Raw genomic sequence first — 13,177 nt, forward strand, 5'->3', positions numbered from 1 at the left:
ATTAAATATTAGAGAACATTATACTGCTTCCTTAGGTCTAATGTATGCGGATATTCATTCATTGGTTCTTCCGCAGGTGGCGACATTGGTCGAGGCGCCTCTTCATTAGGATAAAAAGCGCGCAAAGCACTAAATGCTGGCGGTGGTGACAAAGCGCCTTGAGTGAAGCCATGATCCCAGAAACGATTCACACGTCGTGCTTCGGCTTCATTGCTGTTCACTGGAACATTGTCGTAAGTCCGGCCACCAGGGTGAGACACATGATAAGTGCAACCGCCTACTGATAAGCCATTCCATGTATCAATAAGGTCAAATACCAAAGGAGTGTCCATACCAAGAGTTGGGTGTAAAGCAGAAGGCGGCGCCCATGCTTTATAGCGAACTGCACCAACATACTCACCTTTACGACCAGTTGAGCGAATGGGTACTCTGCGGCCGTTACAACTTAAGACATATCGGCTGTCTGTTAAGCCAGACAGTTTGACTTGTAATCGCTCGACAGAAGAGTCCACATAACGGGCTGTACCTGATCCGGTGACTTCTTCACCAAGAACGTGCCAAGGCTCGATTGCCCAGCGTAATTCGATCTCCATGTCGTCGATTTTCTTACGGCCATAATGAGGGAAACGGAACTCTTCAAAAGGCGCAAGCCATTCCAATTTGAATGGGAAGCCATGATGTTGTAAATCTTCGACCACTTCTTTCACGTCTTGCCAAACAAAGTGCGGCATCATGAATTTGTCATGCAGGCTGGTTCCCCAGCGAACAAGTGGCTTTTTGTATGGTTTCTTCCAGAAGCGAGCAACCAAGCAACGTAGTAACAGCATTTGCACCAAAGACATATGAGGATGTGGCGGCATTTCAAAACCACGAAACTCCAATAAGCCTTGTCGGCCGCTTGCACTGCCTGCCGCATAAAGTTTATCGATACAAAACTCTGAACGGTGCGTGTTACCTGTAATATCGACTAATAAATTGCGCATCAGTCGATCGGCTAACCAAGGTTCATCCACTAAGCCTTCTGGCATGTTTTGGAAGGCGATTTCCATTTCATACAGAGCTTCGTCTCGGCCTTCATCTGGGCGAGGTGCTTGGCTAGTAGGGCCAATGAACATGCCAGAGAATAGGTACGACAAACCAGGGTGATGCTGCCAGAATGTCACTAAGCTTTGCAATAATTCTGGGCGACGTAATAGTGGGCTGTCCGCAGGAGTACGACCACCTAATGTGACGTGATTACCGCCACCGGTGCCTGTGTGACGACCATCTAGCATGAATTTTTCTGCGCCGAGGCGAGACAAGTAGGCTTGATGGTAGAGGGTTTCCGTATTGTGAACCAATTCCTTCCAGCTTGATGCAGGATGAATGTTCACTTCAATAACACCTGGATCTGGAGTGATTAGGAACTTTTGCAAACGTGGATCTTTCGGTGGTTCATAACCTTCAATCACGATCGGAAGTTCTAATTCCTTCGCCACTTGCTCCATGTATTCTAGCAAAGACACAAAGTGTTCTAAGTGTGTCATAGGTGGCATAAAGATATGCAAACGACCATCGCGAGGTTCGATACACAAAGAGGTTCGAATAACATTTTTAAGCACTTTTTCTTGCTTAGTAGATGTTTTCGGAGTCACTTTCGCTGCATTTGGTTTGGCTGAATTGCTGAGTGAAGGTGATTCTTTTTTATTCGCCAACGGCTGTCGCGGATCAAAAGGGTCTCTATCTGGAATTCTGTCTTCTTCCGCTACAGCGGGCAAAGAATTAAGTGGTAAGCGATAACCCATTGGGCTGTCGCCAGGGATGAGAGTAATCACATCACTTCGCATTGGCCAAAGTGAGCTATCCCAACTGTTTGTGATGGTATTAAACTCCAACGGCAACAAATAACCTGTGGTTTGGCTTAATCCACGGTTCAACAATTTCGCCAAGCGGCGGCGTTCTAAGTCGTCTTTTAGATCCGCTTTGGTTGGGTCTGCATCCGCAGGCAAAGACTGCTCTAACCATAAATAGTACAAGGTATCTTCGTAAGTGCTCTGAAGGTACTTTTTGTCTAGGTTAAGCTGCTCACACAAGGCTGTACCAAAGGCTTCTGCGTCTTTGATGGTGTGTTTATAATTAGTATCAACACGAGCCAGATATTTTGGATCATTCCAAAGAGCAACACCGTCCGTTCGCCAGAAACATCCTAGCGCCCAGCGAGGAATTTCCTCACCTGGATACCATTTACCTTGTCCATAATGAAGCAGGCCATTTGCGCCAAATTCTTGTTTCATTTTCAGAAGCAAGTCTTTCGCAAGTTTGAGCTTATCTGCGCCCAACGCACCTGTATTCCATTGTTCGGAATCCATGTCGTCAATGGAGACGAAAGTCGGCTCGCCACCCATAGTCAGACGAACATCGCCTTTTTCAAGCTCTTCATCAACAGCGAACCCAAGTGCTTTGATGGTTTCCCATTCACCTTCTGCATAAGGTTTTGTAACGCGAGGGTCTTCGTGTATGCGAGTAACTGTGTTGCTGTAGCTGAATTCACATTCACATTCATCGATGAAGCCTGTGATTGGCGCCGCGGAGGCTGGTTCAGGAGTACAAGCTAAAGGAATGTGACCTTCACCTGCGAACAAGCCAGAAGTTGGGTCTAACCCAACCCAGCCTGCGCCAGGTAAGAAAACTTCACACCAAGCGTGTAAGTCAGTGAAATCCTCTTCTGGTCCAGAAGGGCCGTCGAGGGCTTTCACATCGGCTGTCAGTTGCACCAAATAACCCGATGCAAAACGAGCAGCGAAACCAAGGCTACGAAGAATTTGAACCAATAACCAAGACGTGTCGCGGCAAGATCCTTTTTTCAGTGTCAGTGTTTCTTCACAAGTTTGGACACCTGGCTCTAAACGAATTCCGTAACCTATGTCGCTCGCTAATCGACTATTGATGGCAACTAAAAAGTCATTTACGGGTGTGTTTTTGCGGTCAACGGTTGATAGCCATTTGTCCAATAATGGGCAAGACTCTGTGACTTTTAAATAAGGCTCTAATTCTTTCTTAAGGGCTTTATCGTACGCAAAAGGGAATTCTTCTGCGTAGCTTTCCACAAAGAAGTCAAATGGGTTGATCACCGTCATGTCGGCGATTACTTCTACGATGAATTCAAGCTTATTGGTCTTTTCAGGAAACACTAAGCGTGTTTGAAAGTTTCCAAAAGGGTCTTGTTGCACATTGATAAAGTGCTTTTCCGGTAAAACTTTTAAAGAATAATCGTGAATTTTGGTACGAGAATGTGCCGCAGGTCGTAGTCTTAAAACATGAGGGGCGACATTAATAAAGCGGTCAAACTCGTAAGTGGTTTTGTGCTGTATTGCGACTCTAATGGTCATGCAGCGTCTCCCTGCCTAAATTGAAACCAGTTTTCTGTGATTTTATGGTTAATTTCAATAATGGCAATTTGTAATTCGTTAAGGTGGTTGTGAAAGTCTTCGTTTAGATCTTCCGAACTTGAAAGTGGGTATTTAAATTCAAAAATTTTATTTGCTTGAGCAACTATTAGTGCGGAACGAGGCAGTTTTTTTGCCGCTTCACTGATTTGGCCGAAGCAATAATCCAAGCTTCGTGGAAAGCATGGGTCGTTCATCAAAAAGGTTGTGGCTTTTGCGCCGTTGATTGAGGTTCTGACTGTGCGACGGTAATCAAAGTAAGCACTTTGAGATTTGAGGACTTTCGACCAAGTTACTTGGCCAAGTTGAATTCTGGCTTCTTGGTCTGATTGCAGCATTAAGGAAACGGCAGCATCTAGAATACGAGTTCCCATATCTGCGCGTTCCAAATAGCGCCCCATGATCAAGAAATGCCAGCCAGAATCTCGGCTCATCGCGCCAGCAAAAAGGCCAATGATTTTTTGACAACCTTCAATGATGGTGTTCAAGAAAAGGTGGCGCTCTGAACGGTTAATGCCTTGTTTAATATTTTTCTGAGCGTATAAGTCTAGTTCGTTAATTAACTCCCAGGTTTCTTTAGGCACCACGTCGCGAGTGGTTCGGATGTTCTCGCGCACCATTTTGAGAGAAGATAAAATAGAACTTGGATTGGTGTCATCAGCGAGCAAAAATTTCACGACATTGCGCTCGTCTTTTACCTTGTAGCGCTGTTCAAAGGTGTCTTCGCCACTGAGAATTTCAATCAGGTTGTACCAAGACATATTGATGTCGTTTGGTAGGTCGAACAGTAAGTCATCATAAACGCTGACTAAACGGGCGGTGTTTTCAACGCGCTCTAAGTATCTTGCGCTCCAATATAAACGCTCTGCAACTCTAGATAACATAATTATTCCCCCTTAGTGTCAACGATCCAAGTGTCTTTACTACCACCACCTTGTGACGAATTAACGACCAAGGAACCTTTTTTCATTGCGACGCGAGTCAAGCCACCCGTTGTGACATAAGAGTCTTTGGCTTGCAAAATGAACGGACGCAAATCCAAATGGCGAGGTTCTAATGTTCCTTTGGAGATTAGCGTGGGAGACGTTGATAGTTTGAGCGTTGGCTGAGCTATGTAATTTCTTGGATGCTTGGTGATCAAATCTGCAAATAATGCTTGCTCTTTTTTCGTTGAGTGTGGGCCAACTAGCATGCCGTAACCACCAGATTCATTCGCAGGTTTTACTACTAATTTATCCAGATTTTCCAACACATAAGCACGTTGTTCTGGATCATCGCACAGGAAGGTTTCAACGTTTTTCAGAATTGGTTCTTCGTTTAGATAGTAACGAATAATCTCTGGAACATAAGCATAGACAACCTTGTCATCGGCTACGCCCGCACCGGGTGCATTGGCAAGAGCCACATTGCCTTTACGCCATGCGCGCATGAGCCCAGCGACACCCAAAACAGATTCTGGATCGAAGGCTTCAGGGTCAATGAAGAGGTCGTCGATACGACGGTAAATTACATCGACACGTTCTGGGCCATCAATGGTTTTCATGTAAACACAGTCATCGCTGTCGACAAATAAGTCGCTACCTTCCACCAATTCTGCCCCCATTTGCTGAGCAAGAAAGGCGTGTTCGAAATAGGCTGAGTTATATATGCCGGGTGTTAAAACCACGATTTCTGGATTCTCAATGTCTCTAGGGGACAAAGACACCAAGGTATCAAATAATTGAGAGGTGTATGAGTCGACCGGTAGTATGGATTCGTTCTCGAATAATTCCGGTAATACACGTTTAGTGATGGCACGGTTTTCTAGCATGTAAGATACACCAGATGGGACGCGTAGGTTGTCTTCTAAAACAAAGAAATCACCATTTTCATCGCGAACTAAATCAGTGCCACAAATATGCGCCCAAACACCGTAAGCAGGTGATACGCCGACACATTCTGGTCTGAAGTTTTTGGAGTCTTTGATGATGTGTTCTGGGATGATGCCGTCTTTGATGACGTTTTGGTCGTGGTAGAGATCGTCGATGAAGAGGTTGAGTGCTTTGAGACGTTGTTTTAGTCCCGCTTCTGCTATTTTCCAGTCTGATGCTTTTATGGTTCGGGGGACAATATCAAAGGGCCATGCTCTATCAATGTTGCCTTCTTCTGTGTATACCGTGAAGCTAATGCCCATTTCTTGTATGGTGGCTTCGGCTGTTGTTCGCCTCTTTTCTAGTTCTTCTTCAGATAAGCTGTCTAAATAGCCTAAAAGTTGTTTTGCTGGTGATCTTGGTGTTCCATCTTTATCAATTAATTCATCAAAAAAATCTGATGATTGGTATTGGCTTGTTAGTGTTTCCATGTATACCTCGTTCTCTACATTATCCTGGAGGCGTGTGCTTTAATTTTGCACATGTCGGTGTACTTTTTTTGTGCGCCCGCCCCATCTTTGGGAGACGTCTTTGCTGTACAAGGTTAGACCAAGGATGGTCAAAGTATCGCTTTTATTCAATTAACATAATGACGATGCATTATTAACAATATTCAAAGCAAGGATCGCGCCATACTGTTTGTCTGTATAATGGCGAAAAATGGTTTTTCGTTTCATGATCTAGGTCTGTTTTACAGCGAAGTAAATTCATTATCATGGTGCGTTTGTTCAGTTGATGCTGTTATCGCGTACTAAGAGAGGAAAGATAAGTGAGCCAAGTTAGTCGCATTATAATCGTCGGTGCTGGAATCGGTGGCTTAAGCGCTGCATTAGCGTTTGCGAAGCAGAATGTTCAGGTCACGGTTTTGGAACAGGCTGAGTGCTTTGGCGAGGTGGGAGCTGGATTACAGATAAGCCCAAATGCGTTAAAAGTATTGCGACACTTGGGGTTGGAAACCGAATTGAGTCAATATGCCTTTACGCCACAGCATGCTTCAATGCGTGACTATAAAACGGGTGATTACTATCTAAAAGTTTCTTTAGCAGATCAGGCCATTCATCGTTATGGTGCGCCTTATTGGCATTTGCATAGAGCAGACTTACATCGTGTGTTGGTAAATGGTTGTAAGGCAGCAGGTGTTGAGTTCATCTTGAGTGCCAATATGACTCATTACGCTGAGACAGCAGAAAAGAGCGTTCAGGCTACTTTAGATGATGGTCGTACGTTGGCTGCGGATTTATTGGTAGGCGCAGACGGGATTCACTCCACCGTACGAGAACAAATGTTAGGTCATGAAAAAGCGACTTTCATGGGGCAAGTCGCGTGGCGCGGGATTGTTCCGGTCAGTAAATTAAAGGTGAAAGTCCAGCCTGATGCGTGTGTTTGGGTTGGTCCTAATCGCCACTTCGTTAGCTATTATTTGCGTGGTGGTGAATATGTGAATTTTGTCGCGGTAGAAGAGCGTGATGATTGGACTTCTGAATCATGGCGCGAAGAGGGAAATGTCGCAGAGCTTAGGCAAAGTTTTTCTGATTGGCATCCTGAAGTGACAGAGATCTTGTCTGCAGCAAGCAATAGCTTTTTATGGGCATTAAATGGTCGAGATGAGCTGCCTACTTGGCATCAAGGGCGCGTTGTATTACTCGGAGATGCTTGCCACCCCATGTTGCCTTTTATGGCGCAAGGGGCTGCTATGGCAATTGAAGATGCTTACGTTCTGGCGAAATGTGTTGCAGACCACAGGCTTTCTGATGCATTGATCGAGTATGAGAAAATCCGTAAACCACGAGCGACTAAGATTCAAAAAATGTCCAAAGCCAATGCGGGCTTGTATCACATGCACGGTGGACTTGTTGGGAAAATGAAACTTAAGGCGTTAAAAGCCGCTTCTCAATTTGCACCAGACCTCATTCAGTCAAAGTTAGATCCCGTTTATGGTTATGATGTTAATCAGTTATAAAAAAACATGTTTATTACTATTTGATCTAATTTTTCTTTTAAAATAATCTGGAAACCTCAAACTTTACGGCTTCTAAATTTCCTTTTGCCTTCTATCAAATTTCTGCTCCTGTTGTGATTTTGCCAGCCATTGCTTTGGCTATTCTGTTGGGCAAAGGCAATTTAAATCAGAGTATTGAAACCTTCATATCTTGAATGTGAGAAGCTGAGTGGGCTTTTTATTCGCTTTCTTTTTCTTTCCTGTTTTTATTTCTCTTCTTATTGTTAAACTCACCGGCTTTTACCTCAGAGCGTTATTGATTACTAAGGAATTAGAGTGAGACAAGATTCTGGTTTTAAAGCTGAATGGATATTGGTTTTAGTGACGGTTTTGGCTGCTTTTGGATGGATTTTTTCCAAAGAGGCGTTAGCAGGATTGCCACCTTTGTTTTTTATGGGTGCTCGTTTTCTGATAGCGGGTTTTGTTCTGTTTCTTGTTGGGCAGAAATACTTTCGTGTTATTCAGTGGGGAGACGTCAAGCAAGCGATTATGATCGGTGCTGTGATGGGCGTTGCAATGATGAGCTGGATAACAGGTTTGGATAAAGGAACGAACCTTGGCGTTGGGGCTTTTATTACCTGTCTTGGCGTAGTGTTTGTGCCGATTATCGGTCGTTTAGTATTTGGTGTTCGTCCCCCTTTGAGTATTTGGGTTGCTTTACCAGTGGCTGTTGTTGGGTTGGCGTTTTTAGCGCTAAGCAATGGTTTGAGTTTTGAAGTGGCGCATTTGTATTTCCTTGGAACGGCAATTGGTATCGCTTTTCAATTAAATTTACTGTCACGCTTTCTCGTTCGTATGCATGTTTTGGTGCTGACCAGTATTCAATTAAGTGCAGCGGGCGTTCTGTTGCTTTGCGTATCATTTTTGACAGAGAGCCTACCTCAGAGTGTTGAGCTAGAAGTTGTTGGATGGTTTTTCGCCAGTACATTAATTGCAACAAGTTTGCGTTATTTATTACAGACTTATGGTTTGAGTTTGACACCCGTAAGTCACGGCGCCGTCATTATGAATTTGGAACCTGTTTGGGCTGCGATTTTTGCTGTGCTTTGGTTTGATGAAGTAATGACATTCGGTCAGGTATTCGGGTGCTTTTTAATATTTGTTGCCATGTTGGTAAGCCGTTGGTCACAAATAAAAGGGATATTTAAGAAACATTAATGCCTTATATTAAAAAGAGTGTATTTCTCCTGAGTTAATTAAAGTCTGTTTATATTGCGAGATTATTTGTGGTTGAATAATGGAATAAAAAGGGAAGTTTGGCGTTTTGTTATTCAGTGGCATTAATCATGCAAAAAACTTAAATCATATTAAATGCAGTCAAGTGGTCGATTTACATTCATTTACACGTTTCATCCTACATTATGGGTATGACTATACATTATAGTTATGCCAACGATTTTTTAATTTAAAAGGAACTCAAATCAATGCTCACAAAATCAAAATACGCTTCGGGTTTTCTACTGTTAGCGCTTTTAGCGGGGTGTCAAGAAGAAGTAAAGACAGCTCCTGCGGCTCAGGCAGCTCCAAAGGTTGAAGTTGGGGTTGTAGTGATTGAACCACAACGTGTTGAGTTGAAAGCTGAACTACCAGGCAGAACAACAGCAAGTTTAACCGCTGAAATTCGCCCTCAAGTAGGCGGTTTGGTTAAGCAGAGATTGTTTGATGAAGGTCAGCAAGTGAGTGCTGGCGATGTCCTTTATTTAATTGATGATTCCACTTATGTGTCTTCTTATAAGCAAGCGCAAGCGGACTTAGAGTCTGCGAACGCGACTTTGGTTTCTGCAAAGCAAACAGACGAACGTTATGCGCAGTTGCGTAAGCAAAATAACGTTTCTCAGTCTGACAGTGATGATGCTCATGTTGCTTACCTTGAAGCAGTTGCGAGCCAAAAGAAAGCAGAAGCAGCACTTGAGAGCGCTAAGATCAACTTAGAGCACACTAAGATTACCTCTCCAATTGATGGTCGCATCGGGATTTCTGAAGTGACGGTGGGGGCTTTGGTAACTGCGAGCCAGACAACGGCTCTGACAACCGTTCGTTCACTTGACCCTATTTATGTGGATTTATCACAAAGTAGTTTGGATCAGTTGAAGCAGCGTTCTTTGTTGCACACTGAAAGCCAGTTTGAAATCGGTAGCGATAAAGTGTCGCTTACTTTAGAAGATGGCACGACTTACATGTACGACGGCGAGCTGAAAGCTCGTGAAGTGAGCGTTGATGAGTCTACAGGTAGTGTTACGTTGCGAGCTGAGTTTCCAAATCCAGACAATCTATTGTTACCTGGTATGTTTGTACGTGGTGAAATCCATGAAGCGACAGACAGCAATGGTTTATTGATCCCACAAAAAGGTGTGTCTAGAGACGTTAAAGGAAAACCTTATGCCTACGTTGTGAACTCAAGTAATGTCGTAGAAAAGCACATGCTGGAAATTAACCGAGCAATTGATAATCAATGGCTTGTGACTTCTGGTGTGAGTGCTAACGATAAAGTCATTGTTCAAGGCAGTACGAAGGTGAGAACAGGCAGTGAAGTGAATCCTGTTGAAGTAATATTTGATTCGGCAACTGGCTCGTTCTCAGATAAAACTGACGCTACAGCGTCTGCAAACTAAGGAGTGTTGCAATGCTAGCTCAGTTTTTTATTAATCGACCCGTTTTTGCGTGGGTTATTTCCATCGCCATCATGCTGGCCGGTTTAGGTTCGATAACGACCTTGCCGATTTCTCAGTATCCTGATGTTGCGCCGCCTTCGGTGAGTATTTCTGCTAACTATACTGGTGCTTCGGCAGAGACGGTTGAAAACAGTGTGACGCAAATTTTAGAACAACAGCTAACCGGCTTAGATGGCTTGTTGTACTTTTCTTCTTCCAGTACATCGGCGGGTAGCTCAAGCATTACTGTGACCTTTGAACAAGGTACGGATGCGGATATTGCTCAAGTACAGGTGCAGAATAAAATCCAGCAAGTGACATCTAGCTTGCCAGAGTCCGTGCAGAACAGCGGTGTAACTGTGACTAAGTCGAATTCCGACTTTCTTTTGGTGGCGGCTATTTACGACGAAACCGACACGGATTCTGCTTACGATATTTCTGACTTTTTAACATCAAGCATTGAAGACGCTGTCGCCCGTGTAGACGGTGTTGGTAGCATACGTGTCTTTGGTTCTGAATATTCCATGAGAGTCTGGATGGACCCTCTGAAGCTTGCTTCATACAACTTGATGCCATCGGATATCTCTTCAGCTATCAGTTCTCAGAATACTCAAGTAGCTGCAGGTAGTATTGGTTCTTATCCTGTTATCAATGGCCAAGAGTTGAACGCTACTGTGACAGCGCAATCCAAGCTGCAAACAGTGGAAGAGTTTGAAAACATCATATTGGCATATGACGACAGTGGTGCGACAGTGCGCTTGAGTGATGTAGCAAAGGTTGAGATTGGCAGTGAGTCTTATGACAACATTGGTCGCTTAAATGGCCATCCTGCTTCTGGCCTTGCTGTGATGCTGTCTTCAGGGGCGAATGCTTTGTCTACTTCGGAAGGCGTTAAAGCTGTTCTTTCACAGATGCAAGCTGATTTTCCAGATGGTTATAAATTAGCTTATCCAGTAGATAACACTTCGTTCATTAAAATCTCCATTGAAGAGGTGGTAAAAACATTATTTGAAGCCATCGCTTTGGTGGTCATTGTTATGTTTATTTTCCTTCAAAACTGGCGCGCGACCTTGATTCCTGCAATCGCTGTTCCTGTGGTTTTGTTAGGTGTTTTTGGTGTTTTAGATGTATTCGGTTTCTCGATTAATACCTTAACCATGTTTGGTATTGTATTGTCCATTGGCCTGCTGGTGGACGATGCCATCGTTGTGGTGGAAAACGTCGAGCGGGTAATGGCGGAAGAAAATCTGTCTCCCAAAGAAGCAACGAAAAAATCCATGAAGGAAATTACCAGTGCCTTGATTGGTATTGCGGTCGTTTTGTCTGCGGTATTTTTACCTATGGCTTTCTTTAGTGGTTCTGCCGGTGTGATTTATCGCCAATTCTCTGTGACTATTGTTGCGGCAATGACACTTTCAGTCATTGTTGCGCTGACATTAACGCCAGCTTTGTGTGCGACTTTATTAAAGCCGAATCACGAAGCGTCTAAGAAAGGTTTGTCTGGTTGGTTTAACCGAAACTTCGACCGTGCAACGGATTCTTACTCGAATCGTGTTTCTCGCTTGATTAGACAACCAATCCGTTGGTTTCTTGGGTACGGGATTATTGTTGGGGCATTAAGTTATTTGATGACGAACTTGCCAACAGGCTTCCTGCCTACGGAAGACCAAGGTCGAGTGATTGTGATGGTGTCTCTGCCTGAAGGTGCGTCTCTTGCTCGTACGAACGAAGTTATGAGAAAAGTAGAAGATCATTTCTTAGTGGCAGAAAAAGATAACGTAAGTAACTTGTTTACAGTGTCTGGTTTTAACTTTATGGGTACTGGACAAAATGCTGGTTTGGCGTTTGTGGCCTTAAAAGATTGGGATCTTCGAACCGAGCCTCAACAAAGTGCTGGCGCCATTGTTGGCCGCTCTTATGGTGCTTTTGCTAGTATCCGAGATGCTCAGATTTTCTCTTTGATTCCACCTTCTATTCGCGGATTAGGTCAAACTAATGGCTTCACATTCCAGTTGTTAGCTTCTGGTAATACCGATCGTGAAACCTTAAAAGAAATGCGTGATCAGTTGTTGGTTGATGCCCGCACGAGTCCTTTATTGTCTGGTGTACGTTTGGGTAGTATCACTGAAGCACCACAGCTTCACATAGACATTGACCAAGAAAAAGCGTCTGCTTTGGGCTTATCTATGTCTGACATAACGTCTACTTTGAGCAGTGCTTGGGCGAGTAGTTATGTGAATGACTTTATTGATCGTGGTCGCGTTAAGACGGTTTATATTCAAGGTGATGCGAAATATCGCTCTTCTCCTGAAGACTTGCAGCATTGGTATATCCGAGGTGCTGACAATACCATGACACCTATGTCTGCTTTTGCGACAAGTGAATGGACTTACGGACCAAAAAGTTTAAGCCGATTCAATGGTTCAGCTTCCTATCAGATTGAAGGTGCTGGCGCGGATGGTGTGAGCTCGGGTGTTGCAATGGATGAAATCCAGCGTTTGTCAGATGCTATGCCTGCAGGATCGTCTGGTGCTTGGAGTGGTTTGTCTTACCAAGAGCGATTATCTAGTGGTCAAACACAGATTTTGTACACGATTTCCATTCTGGTTGTCTTCCTGTGTCTTGCTGCTTTATATGAAAGTTGGACGGTTCCGTTCTCTGTGATTTTGGTTATTCCGCTGGGTGTGATCGGTGCTGCGGCTGCAGCGCATCTTCGAGGATTGGAGAACGATATTTACTTTCAGGTAGCCTTATTGACGACGATCGGTTTGTCCTCGAAGAACGCCATTCTTATTGTTGAGTTTGCTGAAGCGGCTTACAGTAAAGGAGCGAGTGCGTGGGATGCGGCAGTGGAAGCAGCACGCTTGCGTTTGCGTCCAATCATTATGACTTCGATGGCGTTCATTGTAGGTACATTGCCTTTGGCTCTGTCTTCTGGCGCAGGTGCAAATAGCCGAATCTCAATTGGTTCTGGTATTGTGGGTGGTACTTTGACCGCTACTTTATTAGCAATCTTCTTTGTGCCTTTGTTCTTTGTCGCGGTTCGCCGTTTATTTCCTAAGCGTAAAGAGGTTGAGGGAGCAGAGGTAATAGAAACTAAACACGACTAAACCTGTTTAGTTAGATGTTAAAAAGGAGCCTAGACCTTGTCGGTCTGGCTCCTTTTTTTATGTAAGTGTCGTGGAATGGCTT

At 44.1% G+C, this 13,177-nt stretch carries 7 protein-coding genes; 4 read left to right on the forward strand and 3 right to left on the reverse strand.

Annotation, left to right across the window (positions count from 1 at the left end):
* Window positions 1-8: 8 nt before the first annotated feature.
* The 3 genes from AC0L46_RS11265 to AC0L46_RS11275 are packed head-to-tail and all read right to left on the reverse strand — an operon-like array spanning window position 9 to window position 5,766.
* Window positions 9-3,368, reverse strand: a complete 3,360-nt coding sequence (locus tag AC0L46_RS11265; protein WP_473503671.1) for a transglutaminase family protein — start codon at window positions 3,366-3,368, stop codon at window positions 9-11.
* Window positions 3,365-4,309 carry an alpha-E domain-containing protein gene (locus AC0L46_RS11270; RefSeq protein ID WP_473503673.1) on the reverse strand — a complete coding sequence of 315 codons (945 nt, stop codon included), beginning with the start codon at window positions 4,307-4,309 and terminating at the stop codon, window positions 3,365-3,367. Before AC0L46_RS11270 ends, AC0L46_RS11265 begins: the two co-directional genes overlap by 4 nt.
* 2 nt (window positions 4,310-4,311) lie before the next feature.
* Complete coding sequence (locus AC0L46_RS11275; RefSeq protein WP_414680622.1) at window positions 4,312-5,766, reverse strand: circularly permuted type 2 ATP-grasp protein; 1,455 nt, start codon at window positions 5,764-5,766, stop codon at window positions 4,312-4,314.
* A 338-nt stretch (window positions 5,767-6,104) separates the two neighbouring features.
* On the opposite strand from AC0L46_RS11275, the gene AC0L46_RS11280 reads away from it, so the two are divergent.
* From AC0L46_RS11280 to AC0L46_RS11295, 4 genes are all read left to right on the forward strand, one after another.
* Window positions 6,105-7,295 (forward strand): FAD-dependent monooxygenase, encoded by a 1,191-nt coding sequence (locus tag AC0L46_RS11280; protein WP_473503675.1) that lies wholly within the window; start codon window positions 6,105-6,107, stop codon window positions 7,293-7,295.
* A gap of 315 nt (window positions 7,296-7,610) precedes the next feature.
* A complete protein-coding gene (locus tag AC0L46_RS11285; protein ID WP_473503677.1) occupies window positions 7,611-8,492 on the forward strand; it encodes a DMT family transporter in 882 nt (293 codons plus the stop codon).
* A gap of 266 nt (window positions 8,493-8,758) precedes the next feature.
* Window positions 8,759-9,946: an efflux RND transporter periplasmic adaptor subunit gene (locus tag AC0L46_RS11290; RefSeq protein WP_473503679.1), complete on the forward strand. Its 1,188-nt coding sequence runs from the start codon at window positions 8,759-8,761 to the stop codon at window positions 9,944-9,946.
* Between the two features lie 11 nt (window positions 9,947-9,957).
* A complete protein-coding gene (locus AC0L46_RS11295) occupies window positions 9,958-13,095 on the forward strand; it encodes an efflux RND transporter permease subunit (protein ID WP_473503681.1) in 3,138 nt (1,045 codons plus the stop codon).
* Window positions 13,096-13,177: the final 82 nt, after the last annotated feature.

The sequence above is a fragment of the Marinomonas sp. 15G6-16 genome, assembly GCF_055809555.1.

What these genes read in the sequence shown, in the direction of transcription:
- AC0L46_RS11270 (WP_473503673.1), bottom strand. Translation starts at nt 4,309, where the DNA reads ATGTTATCTAGAGTTGCAGAGCGTTTATATTGGAGCGCAAGATACTTA.
- AC0L46_RS11295 (WP_473503681.1), top strand. Translation starts at nt 9,958, where the DNA reads ATGCTAGCTCAGTTTTTTATTAATCGACCCGTTTTTGCGTGGGTTATT.
- AC0L46_RS11275 (WP_414680622.1), bottom strand. Translation starts at nt 5,766, where the DNA reads ATGGAAACACTAACAAGCCAATACCAATCATCAGATTTTTTTGATGAA.
- AC0L46_RS11265 (WP_473503671.1), bottom strand. Translation starts at nt 3,368, where the DNA reads ATGACCATTAGAGTCGCAATACAGCACAAAACCACTTACGAGTTTGAC.
- AC0L46_RS11290 (WP_473503679.1), top strand. Translation starts at nt 8,759, where the DNA reads ATGCTCACAAAATCAAAATACGCTTCGGGTTTTCTACTGTTAGCGCTT.